General features: G+C 50.7%; 22 protein-coding genes. 15 read left to right on the forward strand and 7 right to left on the reverse strand.

Annotated elements, in window-relative coordinates; translation table 11 throughout:
• Positions 1–51 precede the first annotated feature (51 nt).
• The 9 genes from B2R29_RS01110 (at position 52) to B2R29_RS01150 (ending at position 13,723) form a co-directional block, all read left to right on the forward strand.
• A complete protein-coding gene (locus B2R29_RS01110; RefSeq protein WP_301179401.1) occupies positions 52–3,840 on the forward strand; it encodes an FG-GAP-like repeat-containing protein in 3,789 nt (1,262 codons plus the stop codon).
• Positions 3,841–3,928: 88 nt separating this feature from the next.
• Positions 3,929–6,898, forward strand: coding sequence for a TonB-dependent receptor (locus B2R29_RS01115; RefSeq protein ID WP_301179402.1), 2,970 nt, complete (start codon positions 3,929–3,931; stop codon positions 6,896–6,898).
• An 84-nt stretch (positions 6,899–6,982) separates the two neighbouring features.
• On the forward strand, positions 6,983–8,485 hold the full coding sequence (locus B2R29_RS01120; RefSeq protein WP_301179403.1) for a hypothetical protein: 1,503 nt from the start codon (positions 6,983–6,985) through the stop codon (positions 8,483–8,485).
• A gap of 177 nt (positions 8,486–8,662) precedes the next feature.
• Positions 8,663–9,454: a DUF3450 domain-containing protein gene (locus tag B2R29_RS01125; RefSeq protein ID WP_301179404.1), complete on the forward strand. Its 792-nt coding sequence runs from the start codon at positions 8,663–8,665 to the stop codon at positions 9,452–9,454.
• A complete protein-coding gene (locus B2R29_RS01130) occupies positions 9,454–10,824 on the forward strand; it encodes a MotA/TolQ/ExbB proton channel family protein (protein ID WP_301179405.1) in 1,371 nt (456 codons plus the stop codon). Before B2R29_RS01125 ends, B2R29_RS01130 begins: the two co-directional genes overlap by 1 nt.
• A gap of 2 nt (positions 10,825–10,826) precedes the next feature.
• The gene (locus B2R29_RS01135; RefSeq protein WP_301179406.1) at positions 10,827–11,351 is read left to right on the forward strand and encodes a MotA/TolQ/ExbB proton channel family protein; all 525 of its coding nucleotides are present in this window, start codon (positions 10,827–10,829) and stop codon (positions 11,349–11,351) included.
• A gap of 15 nt (positions 11,352–11,366) precedes the next feature.
• Positions 11,367–11,777, forward strand: a complete 411-nt coding sequence (locus tag B2R29_RS01140; protein ID WP_068435124.1) for an ExbD/TolR family protein — start codon at positions 11,367–11,369, stop codon at positions 11,775–11,777.
• Position 11,778: 1 nt separating this feature from the next.
• On the forward strand, positions 11,779–12,393 hold the full coding sequence (locus tag B2R29_RS01145) for an energy transducer TonB (RefSeq protein ID WP_301179407.1): 615 nt from the start codon (positions 11,779–11,781) through the stop codon (positions 12,391–12,393).
• A 25-nt stretch (positions 12,394–12,418) separates the two neighbouring features.
• Entirely contained in the window at positions 12,419–13,723 is a 1,305-nt protein-coding gene (locus B2R29_RS01150) for a tetratricopeptide repeat protein (protein ID WP_301179408.1), read from the forward strand.
• Positions 13,724–13,797: 74 nt separating this feature from the next.
• Here the strand turns inward: B2R29_RS01150 and B2R29_RS01155 are convergent, their stop codons facing one another.
• The 6 genes from B2R29_RS01155 to B2R29_RS01180 form a co-directional block, all read right to left on the reverse strand.
• Positions 13,798–14,277, reverse strand: a complete 480-nt coding sequence (locus tag B2R29_RS01155; protein ID WP_301179409.1) for a DUF4442 domain-containing protein — start codon at positions 14,275–14,277, stop codon at positions 13,798–13,800.
• Between the two features lie 2 nt (positions 14,278–14,279).
• Positions 14,280–14,696 (reverse strand): GNAT family N-acetyltransferase, encoded by a 417-nt coding sequence (locus tag B2R29_RS01160; RefSeq protein ID WP_301179410.1) that lies wholly within the window; start codon positions 14,694–14,696, stop codon positions 14,280–14,282.
• Positions 14,689–15,630, reverse strand: a complete 942-nt coding sequence (locus tag B2R29_RS01165) for an alpha/beta fold hydrolase (protein ID WP_301179411.1) — start codon at positions 15,628–15,630, stop codon at positions 14,689–14,691. The genes B2R29_RS01160 and B2R29_RS01165 overlap by 8 nt, the downstream gene beginning before the upstream one ends.
• Before the next feature lie 13 nt (positions 15,631–15,643).
• Complete coding sequence (locus B2R29_RS01170) at positions 15,644–16,282, reverse strand: hypothetical protein (RefSeq protein ID WP_301179412.1); 639 nt, start codon at positions 16,280–16,282, stop codon at positions 15,644–15,646.
• 37 nt (positions 16,283–16,319) lie between these two features.
• Positions 16,320–17,168 (reverse strand): HDOD domain-containing protein, encoded by an 849-nt coding sequence (locus tag B2R29_RS01175; protein WP_301179413.1) that lies wholly within the window; start codon positions 17,166–17,168, stop codon positions 16,320–16,322.
• 71 nt (positions 17,169–17,239) lie between these two features.
• Positions 17,240–18,172, reverse strand: coding sequence for a YgfZ/GcvT domain-containing protein (locus B2R29_RS01180; protein ID WP_301179414.1), 933 nt, complete (start codon positions 18,170–18,172; stop codon positions 17,240–17,242).
• A 139-nt stretch (positions 18,173–18,311) separates the two neighbouring features.
• Here B2R29_RS01180 and B2R29_RS01185 point away from each other — a divergent pair, with 139 nt between their 5' ends.
• Positions 18,312–18,575 (forward strand): succinate dehydrogenase assembly factor 2, encoded by a 264-nt coding sequence (locus B2R29_RS01185; RefSeq protein ID WP_301179415.1) that lies wholly within the window; start codon positions 18,312–18,314, stop codon positions 18,573–18,575.
• The gene (locus B2R29_RS01190; RefSeq protein ID WP_301179416.1) at positions 18,556–18,960 is read left to right on the forward strand and encodes a hypothetical protein; all 405 of its coding nucleotides are present in this window, start codon (positions 18,556–18,558) and stop codon (positions 18,958–18,960) included. Before B2R29_RS01185 ends, B2R29_RS01190 begins: the two co-directional genes overlap by 20 nt.
• A gap of 16 nt (positions 18,961–18,976) precedes the next feature.
• Here the strand turns inward: B2R29_RS01190 and nadB are convergent, their stop codons facing one another.
• Positions 18,977–20,584: an L-aspartate oxidase gene (gene nadB / locus B2R29_RS01195; protein ID WP_301179417.1), complete on the reverse strand. Its 1,608-nt coding sequence runs from the start codon at positions 20,582–20,584 to the stop codon at positions 18,977–18,979.
• Between the two features lie 276 nt (positions 20,585–20,860).
• Between nadB and rpoE the strand changes: the two genes are divergently transcribed.
• The 4 genes from rpoE (at position 20,861) to B2R29_RS01215 (ending at position 23,697) form a co-directional block, all read left to right on the forward strand.
• On the forward strand, positions 20,861–21,448 hold the full coding sequence (rpoE, locus tag B2R29_RS01200; RefSeq protein ID WP_301179478.1) for an RNA polymerase sigma factor RpoE: 588 nt from the start codon (positions 20,861–20,863) through the stop codon (positions 21,446–21,448).
• A 20-nt stretch (positions 21,449–21,468) separates the two neighbouring features.
• On the forward strand, positions 21,469–22,188 hold the full coding sequence (locus tag B2R29_RS01205) for a sigma-E factor negative regulatory protein (RefSeq protein ID WP_301179418.1): 720 nt from the start codon (positions 21,469–21,471) through the stop codon (positions 22,186–22,188).
• A 3-nt stretch (positions 22,189–22,191) separates the two neighbouring features.
• Positions 22,192–23,181, forward strand: coding sequence for a MucB/RseB C-terminal domain-containing protein (locus tag B2R29_RS01210; RefSeq protein ID WP_301179419.1), 990 nt, complete (start codon positions 22,192–22,194; stop codon positions 23,179–23,181).
• 66 nt (positions 23,182–23,247) lie between these two features.
• The gene (locus B2R29_RS01215) at positions 23,248–23,697 is read left to right on the forward strand and encodes a SoxR reducing system RseC family protein (protein ID WP_301179420.1); all 450 of its coding nucleotides are present in this window, start codon (positions 23,248–23,250) and stop codon (positions 23,695–23,697) included.
• Positions 23,698–23,718 lie beyond the last annotated feature (21 nt).

Consider the following 23,718-nt stretch of genomic DNA (forward strand, 5'->3'; position numbering starts at 1 on the left):
TCTGCCTTGACGGAAGGGAATCACGATTGTCCCGGATTTGGACCTTCAACATTGAAAGCACTCATAACAATAATTACGAGCGCGTGTTTACTGGTTGCCTGTGGAGGTGGCTCTGGAACGTCAGACGATACTCCAGCTCCGCCGGATACCGCACCAGCTACGCCAGAAGAAACCGTAGATACCGACGATGATGGTATTCCTGATTCTCAGGATGACGACATCGATGGGGATGGCGTGCGCAACGCCGAAGACGCTTTTGTATTTGACGCCGGCGAATGGGCGGATAGCGACTTTGATGGCATCGGTAACAATGCCGACGCAGACGATGATAATGACGGTTACTCCGATAGTGATGAAGTCGCGGCTGGCTCTGCCCCCTTGGATGCGAGCGATACGCCGGCAGATCTCGACGGCGACTTTATCCCTGACGTTCTTGATGACGATATAGACGGCGACGGTGTTCTGAATGATTTAGACGCCTACCCTTACGATCCAGAAAGGAGTGAGCCTGATGTTGTTACTGAGCCTACCGAACTGGACACTGAACTTCTGGCGCTTATCGCTGACATTGGGTTTGATCCTTCCGAGCTGACAGATCGTATAGTCCCTCAGCCGGGAGATGCGTTGGTCGAGCTGGGTAAGGAGCTGTTTTTCTCCAGATCTCTCAGCTTTGGTGATGATGTTGCCTGTGCGAGTTGCCACGACCCGAGACTTGCTGGAACCGATAATCTCAGTTTGCCCGTCGGCGTTGGCGCTCATAATCCGCTGATTGTCGGGCCTGGGCGCCGACATGATGGGAACTACTACATCGACCCTAAAGCTGACTTTGGTCCGAACGTACCTCGCAATAGTCCGACGACCTTTAATATTGCTTTCTATGACCGAGCTATGTTCTGGGATGGGCGTATTGAAACCATCGAGTACGATCCGGGAGACCTTTACTACGTAGGTGTCGATACTGGTGCCCCGAATGGTGAAGGTCAGTTGATGCGAACACCGGACAGCCAGTTCCGTGGACCAGATAACAAGGCTGGTCCCAACCTGACTGCTGCTCAGGCACGCTTTCCGGTAACTTCTGTGGTTGAAATGCGCGGCTTTGATCCTGCCGCAGGTCTTACCTCATACGATACTCGTGATCTGATTGCAGAAAAATTGCTTGATCGTGGTTGGGAAGGATACTTCCGCGATGCCTTCAACGATTACATTAGTCTTGATAGAAAGCTGATCACTTATGACCGCATAGCGATGGCACTTGGCGAGTATCAGCGCTCGCAGGTTGCACTGGATTATCCGTTCTCGCGTTATGTTGACGGTGACATTAATGCGATTTCTGAAGAGGCAAAAGAAGGTGCGCTACTCTTCTTTGGCGAGGGTAAATGTTTCGGCTGTCATGCAGGTGCTAAGTTTTCCGATGAGCAATTTTATCCCTTGGCAACGCCACAGATAGGGCGTGGTAAAAATGTCTTTTCTCAGGACTTTGGTCGCTATAACACGGTACCGGATGTATCAGATAAATTCGCTTTCCGTACTCCCAGTTTGATTAATGCCGAGCTCACATTCCCCTATATGCATGCCGGCTCTATCGCGACACTGGAAGAGGCCATACGTTGGCATTTCGATCCGGTAGCACAACTTGAAGGGTATGATTATAGCCTTGATCATCTTGCCCAGTTTGCTGGCCTCAATATTAATACAAGCGGCCACCAGGCTCAGGTTCCGGCAATTTCTGCGGCTTATCAGCAATGGCGCTCCAATAAGTCACGTAGATACAATCGTGTACCCAGTGTCGTCTCGAGCGAGAAAGTCTCACAGTATGCGGCCTTTATTCGGAGCTTGACTGCCGATTGTCTGAAAAGCAGCGTTTGCGTCGAACAATGGATGCCAGATTACACATCGGTCGACCCCGATGGGTTCCGGCTTGAACCAGAGTTCTCCTTCTTCGATAACACTGCTGTTTTTGACGTATTTCCTCCTGCTCCAGGAGAATCAGTTGCCCCAGTCTTTCCTGATCTTTCTGAGATAGAGCCAGCTAATATATCGTCCTGTGTGGCAATGGATGTGGATAGTCGCCCGGAAATTGATCTTTCTGTTGGCTTCAGAAAAGTAGTCCTTTCCGGGTTGAATGAGTCACACAGAGTTGGGCCAGAAATACTCGACGATATTGTCAGTACTGCGGAAGTTGCCCTGGTGATAGGTTCTATCGCTTCCGCAGATATTGATGGTGATTGTGATTTTGATCTCGCCATTGGACTTGGTAAAGAGAAAGGTATTCAGATATATCTCAATGAGAACGGACGTTTTGAAAAAGCACCGGATAATATGGGTATCGATAGTAGAGGTGATATTGCTGCTTTCTCTATGACTGATATCAATGGTGATGGTTGGCCGGACCTGCTGGTCGGTCATGTATACGAGCCGGACAGTAAGTTATGGTTGAACAATGGTGGTGATGGTTTTCTTCGGGTAACTCAGTTTGGCCATGATACGGTGCGCACAACTCATAACTCGACTTTTGCTGATATCGATAACGATGGTGATCTGGATATATTCAGTCACAACTGGGACTTTATGCGCACGGCAGAAGAAATCCATATCTGGAAGAATGATGGCCGGGGCTTGTTTGAGCCCTGGCAGGATGACGTTGTTTACGGCGCATTTGGCGATCGGGATTATACCTTTGCTGCTAACTTCGCGGATGTGAATAAAGACGGTAATCTGGATATCCTGGTTGCTGCAGATTTTCAGCGCTCTCAAGTCTTTCAAGGGGCTGATTCTGGGACATTTTTCAATGCGACCCGAGCCAGTGATATAAAAGACTACAATGCGATGGGGGCTGCTGTAGGAGATATTGACAACGATCAGGATCTTGACTGGTTTGTTACCAATATACAGTTTCCGATCGCGGGTTATGCTCCCTTTGTTAATCGGATGTATTTGAATGAGTCAAGTGAAGGCGGTGATATTCAAATGAACGAGGTTGCTGCACATGTTGGTGTCGAGGATGGCCTTTGGGCATGGGGTACCTGCATGAAAGATTTTGACAATGATGGTTGGTTAGATATCTTTCATGTAAATGGGTTCGGCTATGCTAATAACACCTTTGAGCATCCGTTGTTCGAAGTACTCTCGTGGCTTGGAATTACCGGAGTCTATGACCTAGTGGATTCCAATGTTGGTGGGCTAGTCAGTTCTCTTTACGGCTATTTCGGTGGCTTTACGCAAGTGAACGAAAGGCTCGGAAATGGTTACCTAAATGAAAGCCAGTTCATGTCAGAGCTGGAAGCACTCATCCAGTCATCGAAAGAGCTCAATGAAAGGCTGGGTGAGGAGACTTACGCTCTTGAATATTTTTATGGCACGCCAGCCCGGTTGTTTATGAATAATCAGGATGGCACCTTCCGTGAGGAAGCTGCATTGCGTCATATTGATGATACTGGTGAAGGCCGGGGAATTGTCTGTAATGACTTTGATCGAGATGGCGATATCGACATCGTAATTATGAACCACAGTGGATTTCCATCGTATTATGAAAATCACTTCCGTCGTTTAATTACTGCGGACGACAACTTCCTGAATGTAAGACTTCGTGGTGTTGGAGGTAATCAGTCCGCTTACGGTGCCAAGGTCTATGCGACCAGTGAAACACTCAACCAGTACCGGGAAATGCGTTTTGAGAATAATTACATGTCCAATAATGCACCAGAACTCCACTTCGGCTTAGCAGGCGATAACGCTGTCAGCGAACTGCGAGTAGAGTGGCCAGATGGTGAAGTGACAATTGTCAGCGACGTTCCCGCCAATCAGTTTATGGTTATTGAGCACCCGTCGTACAACGACTGACATGTAACAAATCCTTCATAAAGCTGTAGTAAATTCGCCTCCGTTTCATTCTCGGGGGCGTGCGCCCCCAGTAATTACCGGGGGAATCATGAGTTTTAAGCGCCTCATCAGTACGGCCGCGATCACCAGTAGTTTCTGCTTCGCTCCAGCGCATGCAGCAGAAGTTGTCTTTTACATCACCGAAGATGGCAGCGCGGCGGACGCCGTGTCGGTCGCTGTTAATGGCCAACGTCAGATAGTCAACCCTCAGGGCTTTGTAACCTTTGAACTGCCTGCCGATAGTTACACTGCAGAACTATCGCAATACGGTGCCTGGGTAGGAGAGGCTGATTTCACCCTCGAAAATGACGACTCTTCAGAAGACGTATTTGTTGAGATTTTAGGTGGTGAAGCCATTGCTGAAACCAGCTCGTCTGACGCCGCTGGCGGTGTAATCAAAGGTCAGTTGATATCCAACGAGACTGGTGGCCCAGTATCAGGTGCTCGTGTATCTGCGGCGGGTACAGACCTTGGGGTGATCACTGACGATGATGGCAGCTTCTCACTCGAGTTACCGCGCGGTAACTACACTCTGACTGTTGCTCACCCAAGCTATCAGAGAGCTGAACTTAACGTAAACAGCATGCCCGGCGTGCCGGTTGATCTGAATGTTGAAGTCGGGATGTCCGGGAATGGCGTTATTGAAGAGGTCGTGGCCGTTGGTACTTATGTTGCTGATTCTGCAACCAGTCAGGAACGTGATGCCAGCGCTGTCCTGGATTCGATTGGCGCGGAGCAGATGTCTCAGTTTGGTGACTCCAGTGCGGCGTCCGCGCTAAAGCGTGTTGCTGGCGTGGCCGTTGTTGGTGGTCAGTTTGCAGTCGTTAGGGGTCTTCAGGGGCGTTATATATCTTCTACCTTGAACGGCGGTTTGATGCCAAGTACAGATCCACTTCGTCGTGATGTTCCACTGGATCTTTTTCCGGCCAATGTTCTTGGCGGTATCAATATTCAGAAATCATATACACCTGAGCTTCCGGGAGACACAACGGGTGGCATCATTATGATGACCACCAAGGATCTTCCTGACGGACCGGTGAATAAGATAAAGGGCTCTCTTGGCGTCAATATGCGGACTACCTTCAGTGATGTTGCGTATTACGATGGTTCAGAGACTGACTGGATGGGCGTTGATGACGGAACGCGAGATCTGCCAGCTGCTTACGCTGCAATATCTAACAATGGTGAAGACGCTATTGAAGTTTGTACCTTCGACCCTGAAATCTGTACCAGCCCTGAAGATGCAACGAAGGCTTTTAATTCATTCGACCACAACTTCGCTGTAAAGAATGTACAAGCAAAACCAGAGAAAAGTATTGCATATCAAATCGGCACACTGAGAGATATTGGCCCTGGGGATCTGGGCTATTACGCAGCGCTACAGTACAAGGATAAGTGGACGGCCAGGCATGATGCAGAGGTTGATGACCTCGGTGTCGTGGGTACCTATGAAAGGACCAAGCGGAATATAGATGCGACAGGTTACTTTGTCGTGGGGTATGAAGACGAAAATATGGTGTTGAACAGTAAGACAACCTTACTACGAAATACTGAAAATACTATTAAAGTTGCACAGCTTTTAGATGTCGATGAAGAGCAGCCTCAGGATGAAGTAATCTTGCAATGGGTTGAGCGACAGTTTCTGGCTCAGCACTTTCTCGGAGAGTACTACTTCGATCAGAAAAACAGTCTGGATTGGCGTATAAACCTGGGCCAGACGAAACGTAATGAGCCAGATCGCCGTACCTACCAATACCTTGCAGGTAATCTCAGTAACTCGACCGTAGAGCGACGCTTCTCTGAGTTGGTCGAAGATTCGCTGGATATTGGCTTTGACTATAAGTACGAAACCAACCTTTCTGCAGAGACACTGTTAAAACTTAAATTTGGTGCTATGGCATCAGAAAAGGAACGGGAGGTCACTCTGGTTCGTGTAGGTATGGATGCTAACCCTGCAAGTGGTATCGACTTTTCTTCTGGAATTGAAGAGATAATAAATGATGAGAATGTCGATGATGGGTTCGTACGGTATCAGTCCAGAACAGCAGCAACTGATAGCTACACAGCGACTGACTCTGTTACTGCTTATTACGGTTCTTTCGGATTGGACTTCTATTCCTTGCAGTTGCTAGCAGGTGCAAGGTCGGAAACCTCAGAGCAGACTCTGACTTACCCTAATAGCAATAGCGATGAGAGTTCATTATCGTCTACCAATCTTCTGCCAATGTTTTCCCTGAACTATCAGGCTATGGAAGATCTTCAGTTCCGCTTTGCTGCAAGTCAGACAATATCGCGCCCTGGGCTAACTGAGCGATCTCTTTCTGTGCAGTTTGATCCGGATACTGACGAAGCGATCATCGGTAATCCAGACCTTGTGATTTCTGAAATAACAAACATTGATGTCAGAAGTGAATACTACTTTTCTGAATCAGAAAGTATGAGTCTTGCCTACTTTACTAAAGATATAACTGCGCCAATTGAGCGAACTATCCCTGACGGTTCGGGATCTGCTGCACGCGGTGTTACTTTCCGGAATGAAGACAGTGCTGCCGTCAGTGGTATTGAGTTTGATATCCGAAAGAATTTCATTGAGACCATTTATGGCAGTGCTTTCGTTGCGGGCAACCTTGCATTGATCGATGCAGAAGTAACCTTGAGTGAGGAAAGTGCTCGCTTCGAAGGGCGAGATAGCAGACGCCTGCAGGGACAGAGTGAAACGCTGGCGAACGTACAGCTAGGCTTTGATGGAGAAGAGTACGGTCACTCTCTCACTCTTTTGGTGAATTACGCTGGTGATCGTATCTATAAATCTGCTCGGAGTATTGAGCCTGAATTTGAAGAGGCGAGAACTGTCGTTGACCTGGTTTATAAATGGGAACCTTCGGAGCGTCTTGAGTTGAGTGCGAAAGCCGGAAATATCACAGACTCTGCAGTGAAATTTAGTCGCAATGACGAAATTACTGAACAGTACTACGAAGGTACGACTGCTAGCCTGAGCTTCTCTTACAGTTTCGAATAATAAACTAATCCTTTGTAATTTAAGTGTCATAAAACGCGGTTAGTCTTTGCCGCGTTGATTTAATAAACCTTTGAGAGAACAGCTATGGAACTCAACAAAAATATTCTTGCGATTTCAATTTTGAGCGCAACCCTCGTCGGTTGTGGTGGTGGTAGCAGCAGTAGCAGTAGCGATGACGACACGACTACTCCAGTTGCGGGCACTCCAGACTTTGTTACCTGTAATGCGGACGAAACCATTTGTACTCTCGAAGGTACAATTGATCAGGACTTCACTCTTGAGTCTGGTATCGAATGGCGTCTTGGTGGCTTCACGGTTGTTGGCTCAGGTGGTTCTGTACTGGCAGACGCAGCTGCCGTTACTGCAGCTAAAGAAGCTGGTGTAACCCTGACAATTGAACCTGGTGTACACGTAAAAGCGTTCAGCACTGGTGCTCTGCTGGTTACTCGTGGTTCAAAACTCATGGCTGAAGGTACAGCTGCTCAGCCGATCACTTTCAGTTCTATCCAGGACGAAGACTTTGACGGCCTTGGCGAATGGGGCGGTGTTATTGTACAAGGCTTTGCACCACAGTATGGCCCAGGTGATACTGGCGCATGTTTTGGTTCAGGTACTGTGTGTAACGTTGAAGGTGAAGGTGGCGACGAAGTAGGTAACTTCGGTGGTAATGAGCCAGCGGACAATAGCGGTGTGATCAAGTACGTTCGTATTGCTGAAGGCGGTAAAGTTGCCGGTCCAAACAACGAGATTAACGGTCTGACTCTTCAGGGTGTGGGTCACGGTACTACTGTTGAGTACGTACAAGTGCACAACAACCTGGATGACGGTGTTGAGTGGTTTGGCGGTACTGTGAACGCTAAGTATCTGGTGCTGACTGGTAACGATGATGATGACATCGATTTCGATGAAGGCTTCAAAGGTAATATCCAGTACGCCATCATTCGCAAGAACCCTGCTCTGGTTGCACCAAGCGGTTCTAACGACCCTCGTGGTATCGAAGCGAACTCTTCCGATGATGAGTACGTGCCTCAGACAGAAGGAGCCCTTGCGAACATTACTCTCGTTGGTGCTTTCATGAGTAACGACGAGCCTGCTATGCGTCTTCGCGGTGCGCTGACTGCTAATGTATACAACACTGTTTCTTACGGTTTCGAGCACTGTGTTCGTATTGACGATGCCAACACAGATAAAGATAACGGAACAGGTTCGACAGTTGCAGGCGTCGATGGTATCGACGAATTGTCTGATGTAACCCTCAACAATGTTATCGGTAACTGTGGCGACCTGGGTGCTGACGAGTTCTACGAGGAACGTACGGAAGACGCTGGCAGCAACAATGGTTATGACAATACTGTAGTCATTGATTCTGCGGGTGCTCTGGCTAACTCTTCAGCGACCGTTACTCAGATGGATTTTGCTGAAGTAGATAACGGTTCAGGTTTCGCATTCGACAACACAACATATATCGGTGCAGTTGAGCCTGGAACTTCCGAAGCAGATGCTTGGTGGGCTGGTTGGATCATCGAAGGCTCTCTCGACGATATCGAGACTCAGGATCCTACCTTCGACCCTACTCCTGCTGACTAATCAGTAAGAGCTCCAGTAAAACGGCACCTTCGGGTGCCGTTTTTCGTTTTACGACAGCTGTATGTAATTTCTCTGTAGTAATTCTGCAATGTCACAGAATTGTCATCTTTTCTTCGTATTCTTCTCGCGAATTCAGAAACGCCGGTTTCCGGCCATTCTTTTAATTGGGTATTTAACATGGCAACAACTAAACGCCAGGCATCGCGCCTTCTGAGCGCTATCGCTATTGCTGGTATGAGTTTTACGGGCGTCGCCTCTGCTGCAACGCTGGATGATGCGGTCGAACAGGGTGTCGAGCGCGTAGAGCAGGCACAGGCTTCTCAGCAGACTATCGATTCAATCGACAAAGACATTCGTGCTACCGAGCGCGACTATCGTGCGCTGATGAAAGAAATCGAAGGCCTGAATGTTTACGTTGCTCAGCTGGATCGCCAGCTGGACGCACAGGCAAAAGATCTGGCAAGTATTGATAACAGTATGAGCCAGGCCGCTCTGGTTGAACGTCAGATTACACCACTGATGCTGCGCATGATTGACGCAGTAAATCAGTTTGTTGCTGCTGATGTCCCTTTCCTCAAAGAAGAGCGCATGGCGCGTGTTTCTAAGCTCAATGATCTGATGGGGCGTTCTGACGTCACTGCCGCTGAGAAGTACCGCAAAGTGATGGAAGCTTATCAGGCAGAAATTGAGTACGGCCGCACTATCGAGTCGTACCGTGGTGAGCTGGAAGGCGAAACTCCGCGCGAAGTCGACTTCCTGCGTATTGGTCGTATTGCTCTGGTGTATCAGTCCCTGGACGGACAAGAGTTGGGTATCTGGAACACGAACTCCAACAGCTGGCAGCCTCTGGCGCCAGAGTATAAGAGCAAAGTGATGGCGGGTATCCGTATTGCGCGTGAACAGGCTGCACCAGATCTGATTAAAGTTCCGGTCGCTGCTCCTATGATGGCTCAACGGGAGGCGAACTGATGAAACTCCGTAATCTATTCCTTGGCGGTGTATTTGCACTGGCAATGCCGCTAGTTTCAGTGGCAGAAACAGCCAACCTTGATCAGCTTCTGAACCTCGTAAAAGAAGGTCAGGCGCGTGACAACGCTGAATTTGAACAGCGTATCGCTGAATTCCAGGGCTCAAAAGCCAAGCAGGAGCAATTGGTTCGTGATGCGATGGCTGAACGTGATCGCCTCGAAGCTCTGAGTGCCGATAAAGAAGAACAGTTCCGCGATAACGAACTTGTGGTTGCAGAAAAGCAGGCTCAATTGAACGATCGTCTGGGTAGCCTGAAAGAACTCTTCGGTGTGCTGCAGCAGGTCGCTGGCGATACCAAGAGTGTTTTCGAAGGCTCTGTGATCAGCTCTGAACTGCCAGGTCGTGAAGCATTTTTGACCGACCTTATCCGTGTTGCAGGCGCCACCTCTGAACTGCCATCAATTGAGCAGCTTGAGCGCCTCTGGTTTGAGATGCAGCGTGAAGCGACGTATAGCGGTCGCATTGCAAGCTACAACGCAGATGTTGTAACACCAAGTGGCGAAACAACTCAACAGCAGGTTGTTCGTATCGGTGGATTCAACGCGGTTTCTGACGGTAAGTATCTGAACTGGGACATTGAATCAGCGCGCCTGATTGAGATGGATAAGCAGCCAGGTGCACGTTACACCGATGGAATTACAGCTCTTGAATCTGCGAGCGGTAATGAGTTGACCGGTTTCTGGATTGATCCTTCTCGAGGCCAGTTACTGAAAATTATGGGGCAGTCGCCAGAATTGGGTGATCGCGTAGACCAGGGTGGTGTTGTTGGTTACATCATTCTCGCACTGGGTGCCGTCGGTATCTTGCTGGCGATCTGGCGCATGATTGTTCTTAACATCGAAGCGGGTCGTATCAATAAGCAGATGAAGACTGAAAGCGTTGACGAAAAGAATGCGCTTGGTCGTGTAATGGCTGTATTCAATGCCAACAAGAAAAGCGACACCGAAACGCTTGAGTTGCATCTCGGTGAAGCTATTGCGGCAGAAATTCCACGTCTGACCCGTGGCATCGGCTGGATCAAAATCATTTCGGTTGTTGCACCACTGCTCGGTCTTCTGGGTACGGTGACCGGCATGATCGATGTGTTCGAAACCATGTCTCTGTTTGGTACCGGCGATCCTAAGCTGATGGCGGGTGGTATTTCTCAGGCGCTGGTTACTACGGTATTGGGTCTGGTTGCAGCGATTCCTTGTGTGTTCCTGCACACCCTGACGAACAACCGCAGCCGTGCACTCATTATGATTCTGGAAGAGCGTGCTACTGGCATCCTGGCTCGCCAGTCTGAACAGCAACAAGCGAAAGCAGCCTGATCATGATCTTTGGTGAAGTATACGAACCGGTTTATCTGTTCATGGAGCGTGGAGGCGACGTCCTCTACGCCATCTTCGGACTGATTCTGCTGCTCTGGTTATTTGTACTGGAGCGTGCCGGGTACTTCGCATTTTCTCACCGCAACGCTATGCAGCGCGCAGTGAGTGAGTGGGAAGCTCGTACCGAGCGTAAATCCTGGGCGGCGCATCAGATTCGTGAAGATCTGATCGCCTCCCTTCGCTCAGACCTGGAAGCGAACATGACCACGATCAAAATGCTGATCGGCATGGCGCCTCTGTTCGGTCTGCTCGGTACCGTTACCGGCATGATTGAAGTATTTGACGTGATGGCATTTTTTGGCAACGGCAGCCCTAAAGCGATGGCTTCCGGTATTTCCAAGGCCACGATTCCGACCATGGCCGGAATGGTAGGTGCCCTGACGGGAGTGTTCGCTCAGTCCATGCTCGAGCGATACATCAAACGAGAAAAAATCCGTATCGAAGATCGTCTGACCTTTGATCATTAATTCGGGAATAAGATTATGAGACGCAGTTTTTCTGCCAGTCAGCAAGTAGAAGCCGAGGGTGAGATTGATATCACCCCGATGCTGGACGTTGTATTTATTATGCTGATTTTCTTTATCGTGACCGCGTCGTTCGTTAAAGAATCGGGTATTGAAGTTAATCGTCCTGATGCGAGCACCGCTCAGGCGAAACCACGCGCAAACATCCTGATCGCCATTAATGAAAATGACGAAATCTGGATTAATAAACGCCGCGTTGACGAGAGTCAGGTCCGCGCAAATATCGAGCGTCTGCACGCTGAAAATCCGCAAGGAACCGTTGTGATCCAGGCGGATGAAGAAGCGAAGACCCGTAAGCTGGTGGCAGTGATGGATGCTGCACGTCAGGCCGGAGTCTACGACGTCTCACTGGCCACAGAGGCGATGTAAGATGCCGGTTGTTGTCCGTTTTGGTGGCGCGCTTGCCGTCGCATTCGTCGCCACCATCGCTGTGTTCTGGATGATGCAGAGCCTGATCAGTACGGGTGGTTCAGTCACCATGCCGACTGACTATGGTCGTATCCAGAGTTTCGTGATGAACGAGCCAGATGACGAAGTTCAGACTAAAGACCGTCAGCCTGAGAAGCCACCGGCACCGCCAAAAGAACCGCCGCAGCCAGACATGGTAAAGCCTGAGTTCAATTCTCAGAACGCCGCTGATCTGTCGATGGGTGCACTGGATATCTCTGCCGATCTTGCGTTGGATGCAGGCCTGAGCGGTGCAGGTAGCGATGGTGAGTTTATGCCGATTGTTAAAGTCGCGCCGACTTACCCACGCCGTGCAGCTCAGCGAGGCATTGAGGGCTATGTCGTCGTCGAGTTTACCGTAACGTCACTCGGTACTGTGACTGATCCAGTCGTGCTTGAAGCCGAGCCACCGGGTGTATTCGATAAGGCTGCGTTGGATGCAGTTAAGAAATTTAAATATAAACCCCAGGTAGTTGAGGGAAGTGCAGTAGATGTACCCGGGGTTCGTAACATTATCCGCTTCGAGCTGGATAAGTAACGTATAAAACTGGAGTGAGTGTTTTATGAAAAAGTTACCGTTAGCATTAGTGATGAGCGCATTGTTGGGTGGCATGCCATTTGTGGCAGTTCAGTCGGTACTCGCTACTGAGGAAGCGGCAGATAATGCGCAAGAAGAAGCCTCGTCGGGCCCTCGTGTTCGCAGAACCATGACACTTCGTGAGATTGTATTTGAAAAGCTTGAGGAAGCGCAGCAAGCTGCTGATGCCGGTAACTTTGACGAAGCCTTGCAAACACTTGAACGATTGGAAAAACGTAAGCGTAATTCTTACGAGAGAGCGATGACGCACAACATGTACGCCTACGTTTACTCGACTCAGGAAAATTACGCGGCAGCGATTCCTGAATACGCAAAAGTTATCGAGATCGATAACGCGCCAGACAGTCTGAAACAGACGACGCGTTATACGCTGGCAAAACTGTACATGCTTCAGGAACGTTACGCTGAGTCACTGGCGACCATTAACGAGTGGATGTCACAGTCAGATAAAATCAATGCTGACGCCTACATGTTCCGTGCTCAGGTTCAATACCAGCAGGAAGAGTATGAACTGGCAGGCGATGATATTGCGACTGCAATATCTATGCGTGAAGAAGCGGGTTCACGCGTTACCGAAAGCTGGTTACTGCTACAGCGTGCCGTGATGTTTCAGTTGAAAGATTATGATGGCCTCGCAGAGACTCTGGAAAAGCTTGTTGCGACTTATTCTAAATCTGAATACTGGATGCAGCTGGCGGCTGTGTACAACGAGCTGGGTCGTGAAGACGAGGAACTGGCGACGCTCGAAACAGCGTACGACCAATCACTTTTCAGCAAAGAACCTGAGTATCTCAATTTTGCTCAGGCGTTGTTGAGCCGTGAAATTCCATACAAGGCAGCGCACGTTCTGGAAGCAGGAATGGACGCAGACATTGTTGAGAAGAGCGCGCGTAATCTGTCGTTGTTGGGCGATGCCTGGATGCTGGCGAAAGAATACGACAACGCGATTGTTGTGATGACACAGGCTGCGGATGCCTCCGGAGAAGGTCGTGACTACTTTAAGCTTGCTCAGATTTATACCGAGCGTCAGGAGTGGAGTAAGTCACTTGAGTTCAGTAATAAAGCATTGAATGCTGGTGATCTGAAGGCACCTTACCAGGCATTAATTATTAAAGGGCTTGCTCAGTACAATCTTGATCAGCTTGAGGCAGCGTCGGTGACCTTCTTTAAGGCAGCCTCTTATCCGGCGGCTGAAAAAGTTGCTCACCAGTGGCAGGACTACATTGAGAGTGAACAGCAGCGTCGGGAATACATTGCTAACGCTGGTTAACACTGAAAAATAAGCATAAAAAAGGGGAGTCGCTTGGCTCCCCTTTTTGATACATGATCAGCGTCGATTTTTTATTAACGCTTAGGTGTCCACGCCCAGATCATCTCAGCGGTTACGCTTTCAGTACCTTCTGCATCTTTCAGTACCACGGGTACGCTGATATCGCCTTTCTCTTCGTTTTTCAGCCTTTCCAGGTCGGCATCACTCAGAGTTGCTGTGGCAGTCAGATCGCCTTTGGTACGTTTCAGGTACGTCAGGTTCATATTGCGAATCACCAGAACGCGGCTGTCTGGCACATTCATGGCGGTGACGAAGCCGGTTGCTGATTCAGCAGCCAGCGCCATCGCGGCCGCGTGCAGCGTGCCAATGTGATTTCCTACCTTGCGGCGCTTTTTGATTTTTACCACACACTCATTATTGGTCAGCTTTTCTACCCGACATGAGGCCGTTCCTGCGAACGGAATAATTTTGCCGATGATAAAAGAGCGCACTCCTGTCTGCCATCCGGCGGGTAGGCGTTCAAGATTATTCATCACTCGGTTAAGACGGTTCATATTTATCTCCTGTCGGGCACAGCCACCATGGGGGCAGACTGTGGATATTTTCTTTTGCTCAGACGCCATGTTTTCTCAAGGCTGTCGGGTAGCGTATCTTCTTTGGCTACGGTGAACCCTGAGTTCTCATAGAAGGTCATTAATTCAGGTAACGGGAACAACCAGACGGGCTTCTCTACGTTACGCATAATATAGCGGCAGAGCTCTGATGCTACTCCCTGATGACGATGATCAGGCAGTGTGCAAAGGTTACGGAGGAGCCAGACGTCTGAGTGGTCCTGGAGTCGGGTGACACAACAGCAACGACCAGCGCTGAAACTGGCATAAAGGGTGTCTCCCGGACTAGCCCGGCCACTGTATTGTGCCGCTTTATACAAAGCATTGGCTTCGGCGACAGTGGCCTGCCTGAAGTCAGTCAAGCTTGCTGATAAACGCGCTGACGGTTTCGGCGCTGGCGGATGGATCTTCCAGCATAGGTACATGCCCCAGATCTGGGTAGATCTTTACGTCAGCCTGAGGGATGACTTTTTTAAACTCTGCGACGGCAGAGACGTCCAGAACCCGGTCTTTTTCACCCCACATAATTAGTGCAGGCATATTTACCTTGTCAGCGATCATCTGGCTCATTTCATGCTGATCCATGCGCTCGCGAGTCGCGATCATATCGTCGAAAATCTCCTGGTTCAGTGGCGCACGGTCGACGGTCTCGCGAATTAAGGCAGGACGCAGAGGCCATGGGAGTGGCGGCTGCTTTTCCAGAATAAGGTCCATGCGATATTCAAACGATGCTTTATCAGTAGCAATCAAGGGGTTGTTACCAGCTTCGAGTTCAGCAAAAAACTGACTTTGGTTCTCGCCGTCCAGGCCCGCAGAATCTATCAGGATCAGGCTGGCGATGTCGTCCGGAAAACGCGCTGCGTAAATCGCACTGATGGCACCGCCCATGGAGTTACCGACAATATGGAATGGTTCGAGGTTGAGATATTCAGCCAATGCTTTCAGGCGTTCTGCCTGACGCTCCAGGTCATAGCTGTCTGCCTCGCTGGATTTTCCATGACCTGCAAGGTCTGGCGCGATGAGGTAGTAGTTATCCGGTAACTTATCCGCAAACTGCAACCAGGTGCTGTTGTTAGCCGAAAATCCGTGCACCAGCATCAATACCGGGCCATCGCCCTTACGGATCAGATAATTCATCTCGATGTCAGCAATATCAGCCTTATGCTCATCCAGCCCGGCTTTCCATTCGCCCAGATCAAGAGCCTTCTGATAGAGCGAGTCCTGTTGCGTTGCGGTGCATGCGATTAATACGTAGGCGGCAGCAACAAGCGTTGCTGCCCGAAGAATATTGAACAAAGGGGTACTCCGGTCAGTGTGATGCTAAGGCGTTTGCCAGTGAACGAACGTCGTCGATAACGTTCTTCAGTTCATCGCCAGCAATCTGATAACCAGGCTGGCAGACGAGGAGCATGCCAGCTGCCCATTCGATGTGAAGGTGCGGATGGGCCAAAAGCCAATTCTGGACATTTTCGGTCAGAAGAGGCCGTACTTTGTGTACAGGAAGTCCATAGACGGGATGTTTCGCTAGTTTATCTGGGAGATCGGTGTCCTCCAGTCGGGTGATGGGCTTACCTTTATCGAAGCAGTGTGTACTCTCTTTGGCCAACGGGCTGACCATTAGCCGGACGTCTGTAGTGATGTGACATGGCATAATAATCAGGGTCTGGATGGTGGGAGCACGCCCGGTCAGGCGGGTGAAGTCAAACAATAGAACCGTTTCATCTTCGATGTAGTTAGGTACGTAGCGTGGATCGCCGGTGGACAGAATCTGAAATCCGGCCTGACGAATACCGGTACTGAGCATACGCCATGGCTCGAAGCTCATATTCAGTCGGTCGGCAGCGCCTGCGAGTTCGGCGCGTCGCCCAGGTTTCGCCAGGCTGAATAGCCATATCAGAATCCCGGCGAACGAAAGCAGAAGGACAAGTGCAGCAAATATCGTAGTCATGGGGGCAGTGTACCCCAATGTCTGCCTGAACTTGTGATCAAAACCCGGATGAAAGAGCAGCCTGTGTTTCTGACTGCTCAGTGGCGATGTCATCCAGCTCGAGCGTTTCTGTATCAGCGGCCAGTCCGAGGCGCACGAAAGCACCCACCCGGTCGGTATCTACAGCGGCCAGTGGATGACTAGTACCTGCATGGCTTTGCAGGGTCGCGACCTGAATAAGGTCAATCAGATCCGGTCCATCGGGTGAGCGGTCGAAATCAAGGTAGTCTGTGGTGACTGCGATGAGTTCTGCTGGGAAGTCCCAGGACTCCAGAACCTTCTGGCCCAGCGCCTGATGTAGCTCGGCAATGGCATGGTCGAGTGAAGGCCCATCCTGAAGAAGGGTGCCGGATTGCTCGGCATACGACAGCAGCGGCAGGGTTCCAATCTGGTGAACCAATCCTGCTAAGAGTGCTTGATCAGGAGGCAATTTAGTGAAATGGCGAGCCAGTACCTGAGCCGATGCTGCAATTTCGGTCGCATGCGACCAGCAAGCCCGCATACGCCGGTCGATGGCATCGGTAGTCGCCTGAAACATCTGCTCCATAGCAATACCCACCACCAGGTTAATGGTGAAATCGATGCCTAAACGCGAAATTGCCGTTGTTACATCGGTAATGGGCACCATGGTCCTCACCATGGGGCTGTTGGTCACCCGAAGCAGTCGAGCGCTCAGTGCCGGGTCTTTTGTCAGAACCCGGGCCATGTCCTGGATACTGGCGTTTTTGTCCTCAGCGATGTCCCGTACTTTCAGAGCGATCTCTGGTAGTGTTGGAAGAATCAGCTCGTCTCTGGCAATCATTCCTTCGATGTCATCTCGAGCTTGCTGGATCAGTTGGCCAGTCATTCGGGTACCTCTGCGTCTATAAAATTATGTAACGCAGAGGTCGTCAGAGAGTTAACTGTCTGGCCACCTGTTTAGCCGCGTTGATCTTCAGTATAGAAGACTCTGCGCAGAGTGATTTTCTGATTCCCGCATTCTCCCGAAAGTGTTTCCTCGTCACTGCTGACCACGGCTAAACCAGTGTATTTGCCGTCAAAACAGATGCGGCTGGCCAACTCTCCTTTGGCTTTTCCGTTAACGAGCACATCTGACATGATGTCGGGGAGTTCTGGGCATGGCGCTACCTGATATAGGTGGCGTTTGCTTTTACCCAGGTATTGGAGGCGGGCGACTACTTCTTGCCCGGTATAGCATCCCTTGCTGAAGCTGATGCCGTCGTGGGCTTGCCAGTCGCAGTACTGGGGTATCCAGGCAGCCGATGATGAAGGCTGAACCCACAGCCAGCCCGACTCGACATCTGATGCATGCCAGCGCGACTCAGGCTCCAGCAGGTGGTCACTCAGGTATTTGTCGATGAGTTCTTCAGGTACCCAGTATTCGCAACGACCGTCTGGCCAGCCAAGTACCCGGACATCTTCACCAGACATCGATTTTTCACTCGGGCTTGCATTAAATTCGCCGATGATTTCGATGTTTTCTGCCAGGGTCATTGTTGCCTTGAAAAAGACGGCGTACTTCTTCAGATGGTTTATCAGAACCTCTGCTTGAGAAGCAGGAAGCCTTAAGACAAACCCCGTCTCTGAGCGGGTCGCAATAAAGTTCGCGATCATACGACCTTTGGCATCGCAACAGGCGCCAGCCTGCCACTGCTCGAAGGTAACGCTCTGCATATCACTCGTCAGTTGCCCTTGCAGGAATTTCTCACTGTCTGGCCCGTCTATCTGTAGCAGCGCAAACTGACTGAGGACGGTTCTCGCTCCGGTCTGATCGTCGGGGGCAGTTTCTGCGTCGGCAGGAACAAAGCCCTGATCGGTAACCTGACCAAATGTGGCGATTGTCTGAGACATGATGACTCCTTACGGCTGGGGTAGGACTACTGCATATGGAGGCGGAGTGTATGTGATTTCAAGGCCCGATGTGAGAGTGAACGATATTTCGTAGTGACCTTTGTTATAATGCGCGTCCCTGTAAGAGGTGAATTAAAAGATGACTGAAGAAAAAGAAATTCAGGCAAAGCGGGCTATCTGGCATAGCCGTCGTGGCATGTTAGAGCTTGATGTATTGCTATTACCTTTTGCTCAGCAACAGTATGCGCAGTTGGATGATGACGATCAGTTGCGCTATCGCAATCTTCTCGACAAGGAAGATCCGGATCTTTTTACATGGTTCATGGAACATGCCGAGCCTGAAGATCCTGACATGAAGCGAATCGTTGATATGGTGCTGGCATTTGCCCGTCAACCGCGCTGAGTGGATTCTACGGCCATCCGGGATTCAGCGGCGAATAGAGACGCTCGCCTGGGTATTGGCTGCGCTCCTGATGGTGGCGACATTTTTTGGGGCAGAGAGTAGTGTGTGGTTACTTACTCCCGTATTGCCTCTTTTGGGCGCCGGGTGGGCCTTTTGGCGTAAGCGTGCGCCGCAGCTGATTGGCAAAGCCAATGATGGCTGGTGGGTATTGCAGCGTAATCAGAAAGTCCCGGTCAGTTTTCGCTCAGGCAGTATTCGCCGTAGACAACTGATCGTGCTGGTTTGGGGGTTCTGGCCCTGGCAGGTAATCATCATCAGGCCCGACTGCTTCCTCAGTCGTGAACCATTTAATCACCTTAAGTATGAGCTGTATGGCAGCCTTTGAACCTTTCTGGGCCGGGCTACAGACTTCCTAATTCGCTGATGTATTTCGACATCAGTACGGTATCGAATGCTCTCGGCAGGGCTTGAGGGTAATCCCGGCTGTAATGCAGGCCGCGGCTTTCTTTACGCATCAGGGCAGAGCGGATAATAACATCGGCGACATCAACAAGATTGCGTAGCTCCAGTAAGTCGTTGGTGACTTTGTGATTTGAGTAAAACTCCTGAATCTCCTGGCGCAGAAGCTTCACTCTGTGTTTTGCCCTGACCAGTCGCTTAGTGGTACGCACAATGCCTACGTAATCCCACATGAAGCGGCGCAGCTCGTCCCAGTTGTGCGAGATAACGACATCTTCATCAGAATCGGTAACCTGGCTTGAGTCCCAGTGCGGTACGGGCTCGGGGGAAGGAACCTGAGCTATCTGAGCTTCGATATCTGCCGCTGCTGCGCGGGCGTATACAAGACATTCAAGCAGAGAATTGCTGGCGAGACGGTTCGCACCATGCAGGCCAGTACAGGCGGTTTCACCGATGGCATAGAGGCGATCAATGTCTGTTCTGCCGGCATTGTCAGTGACAACGCCACCACAGGTGTAGTGGGCAGCCGGAACGACCGGAATCGGGTCTTTCGTAATATCAATACCCAGTTGCAGGCAGCGTTCGTAGATTGTCGGGAAATGCTCGCGAATAAACTCTGCAGGCTTATGTGAGATATCCAGGAACAGGCAGTCTGCACCTAAGCGTTTCATTTCATGGTCGATGGCGCGGGCGACTATGTCCCTGGGTGCCAGCTCTGCCCGTTCATCGAATTTATCCATAAAGCGGCGACCGTCAGGAAGCAGAAGTTTTCCGCCTTCGCCGCGAACGGCTTCAGTGATCAGAAATGAGCCTGCCTGGGGGTGATAGAGGCAAGTAGGGTGGAACTGGTTGAATTCCATGTTGGCAACCCTGCAACCGGCCCGCCATGCCATGGCGATGCCGTCTCCTGATGCTCCGTCCGGATTGCTTGTGTACAGGTAAACCTTGCTGGCGCCGCCGGTGGCCAATGCGGTGGCCTTAGCTGTAACGGCATCCACTTCGCCGGTTTTCTTATTCAGAAAGTAGCCACCAATACAGGCGTGGTGCTCAAGCCCTAATTTGTCACCGGTGATCAGGTCGACAGCGATGTAATCATGGAGCAGGGTCAGATTCTCACGCGCTTCCGCTTTTTGCAGAAGAGTATCGGAAATGGCATGGCCGGTGGCATCCGCAGCATGAATGATGCGGCGCGCACTGTGCCCACCTTCACGGGTCAGATGAAACTGATCCTCGCCATCCTTTGTAAATGGCACACCAAGGTCGATCAGCCAACGGATGGCTTCGGTTGAGTTACCTACGGTAAAGCGCACAGCCGCCTCGTTGCAGAGACCTGCGCCGGCTGTGAGAGTATCGGCTACGTGGGCCTCGACGCTGTCTTCCTCGTCGAGTACAGCAGCTACCCCACCTTGAGCCCAGCGCGTTGAGCCTGCGTCCATCGAGTCTTTACTGACAATGGCTACCCTAAGATGTTCAGGTAGGGATAACCCCAGCGTGAGGCCAGCGGCACCGCTACCAATAATTAATACATCAAAGGTCAATGTCTGGCTCATGCACAAAGGCTCCAGTGGTGGTAATCTCACAGAGCTTGCTCTCAGGCTCTGAATAACAGGCCGCACTATAAAGCGCAGGAGTATGATTGACAAAGAATCTCCTCGCCAGACAACGGCCTGGTTCCGGTCTATTTTCGGTAGTTATGTCATGAAGTGTCAAGATAGTGAACTATCTCCGAATTGGTGTACCGAACTTATACAGCCACTAACGGAGGGCAAGGTGTGACTCGTTCAACTAATGTTGCAGAGAAGCAACCGACAGATGCAGGTAACCAGATGACCGACCAACCAGCTTCAGACCAACAATTGGTCGCGCGGGTTCAGAAGGGTGACCGGCGGGCTTTCGACCTGCTGGTGGTGAAGTACCAGCATCGTATCCTCTCTTTGGTAGGACGGTTTATTTCCGATCATGCTGAAGCTCAGGATGTGACGCAGGAGGCATTTATAAAAGCGTATCGTGCGCTACCCTCTTTCCGTGGAGATAGCCAGTTCTATACCTGGATGTACCGGATTGCGGTGAATACCGCTAAGAATCACCTGATCAGTCGCGGTCGTAAGACGCCGACACAGGACATTGACCTCGATGATGCTGCTTATTTCGCAGACGAGGCCAATATGAGAGACGTAGAAACGCCAGACGGTCTGCTGCAACGCGATCAGCTGCGCAAGGTCGTATTTGATGCGATCGAAGACCTGCCAGACGAATTGCGTCGGGCAGTGACCCTACGAGAGCTCGAAGGGCTCAGTTACGAAGAGATTGCAGAGGCAATGAATTGCCCAATAGGGACAGTAAGATCCCGAATTTTCCGAGCGCGGGAAGCAATTGAAAAGAAAATGCGGCCGTTGCTGAGTGCGACTGCATAAATGCTTGATGGGTGTACTATATGAAAAACCGGATGAGGGAGTCTCTGTCAGCTCTCTGTGATGGCGAGTGTGACGAGCTTGAACTGAGACGTGTATTGAACCACGTCGAAAATGATGCTGAATTCCGCGAGCAATGGGCGAACTTCCATTTGATCGGTGCAGCAATGCGCGGCGAATCCGTTGACACTGTTGATCTCTCGAAAGGGATTATGCAGGCCATTGATGGTGAACCGATGGACGACGTTCCTGGTATTCCACGTGATACAGCGAATAGTAGCGCCCAAACACTTGATGAAAAAGCCAATAACGATGATTTGCCTGTTGTTCAGTCGAAACCTATGGCGCTGCCAGCGTGGATGGTGTCGGGAGCAGTCGCTGCCTCGGTTACCATGGCTGTTTTACTCGGTGCTCGTGTTCTGACTGTCCCTGAAGCGAATTTGGGGCAGCCTGATATGGCGGTCGCCAAGGCAGAGGTATCTCAGCCTGCACCGATGGCGGAGGCTTCGGCAGCCAGTTCATCTCTGGTGGCTTCTCAGTCTGAGCAGTCTCAAATGTCTGCAACTGAGCTTGCGGCGGCTCAGGAACGACTCAAACAGTACGTTCTTGAGCACGAAGATCAGTCCTTCGGTGTGAGCACGCACCAAGCTGCTCCTTATGCGAGGGTGGCAAATTTCGGCAAGGACACTGGCATCCGTGATCGGGTCAGAGCTGAAGTAAAAGCAGGGCCAGTCGCAGACTGATGCATGATTGAGTTGCTTAACATCCGCCAATCCATCGTCATTCTGGCGATTGGGTTGTCATTCACATCTTCAGTGAGTGCAGACAACGATAAGGCGCTGCGCTTGCTTGAGGAGATGAATGAGGCTGTTACTACTCAAGATTACGCTGGCACAGTGATGTTCGGGGCGCCTGATCGCTGGGAGTCTGCGAGAATCCAGCAGGCATACCGCAATCAGGGGTTGGTTCAGAGGACCGACTACCTGACAGGCCCAGAGCGTTCTCAAATTCGTGCGGGCGATGAAATAGTTTGTATTCACGAGGGTGAACACCGCTCCGGCATGACGCCAGACATACTAAAGCCGTTCGGTCAAAACTTTCCCTCCTCTTTGTCATCCCTTGAACAAAGCTACGATTTTGCACTTGCCGATCACCAGGCGGAGCGGGTCGCTGGCCGTTCAACGGTATCTATTTGGATTACGCCTGAACAATCCGACCGTTATGCCCATCAGATATGGTTGGATAAAGCCTCCAGTCTGCCTCTTAAGGCCGAAATGACAGACAAGCAGGGTAATGTGTTACGTCGGTATCAGTTTGTGAGCCTGGAAACAGACTTCACTATGTCTGACAGTGACTTACGGACTGCGAATGTCGGGCACACCCTGCGCTTCGGTCATAAAGGATCATCGGAAATAGCGCCTGAGTCGGATTGGTATCCGTCCTGGTTGCCTCAGGGATTTCAGATTCAGCAGTCCGCGAAATCTGACGATAACATCCGTATGACGTTCTCGGATGGACTTGCTTCATTCTCTTTGTTTATTGATCGTGTCGGGCAAGGCAGGTCATCCTCTCCCCGCGTCAGTCGACAGTGGGGGCCCGTTTCCGCTACCGTAGAAGATATTCTTACGCAGGACGGTCAGCAAGTCAGACTGAGTGTCGTGGGGGAGCTTCCTCCTCTGACGCTGGATAAAGTGTTGGATTCTGCGATTCCTTCGTATTCTCTTAGTATGAAGTGAAGAATCGTCAGTTGACCCGTCCGACGTCCTCCCTATTGTAGAAAGCTGTAAAGTAAGGTCATAAATGTGAGTCAGGAAGTTGTTCAGGTCGTTGGAACAGGTGACGATGGTATCTGGGTGGAAGGTGTGCAGCAGAGCGCCTGTGGAGCCTGCAGTGCGCGGGCTGGATGCGGGCAGCATACGCTCAGTAAAATGGGCAAACCTGTTCGTTTGTGGGTAAACACGGCTGATTCCTTCACGGTCGGGGAGCAAGTCACCATTATGCTTCCGTCCGGGTCTTTGGCCGTCAGTGCCCTGGCGATGTACGGACTGCCACTGCTTGGACTGATCCTCGGGGCCGTCATTGGATTTCAGGGTGGCTCAGAGCCTCAATCATTACTTGCAGGTGGCCTTGGGTTGGTTCTCGGTCTACTCGGAGCGCGCCAGCTTGGCAAGAAAATGCAAGCCGAGTGGCAGCCGACCGTATTGAAAAAAACACACTCTACCGCCATAAATATAAACGGAGTTTCTGAATAGCGGAGATAGCCTTCGATGAAA

It is taken from the genome of Thalassolituus sp. UBA3500, from assembly GCF_002377545.1.
Taxonomy (GTDB): Bacteria; Pseudomonadota; Gammaproteobacteria; order Pseudomonadales; family Oceanobacteraceae; genus Thalassolituus.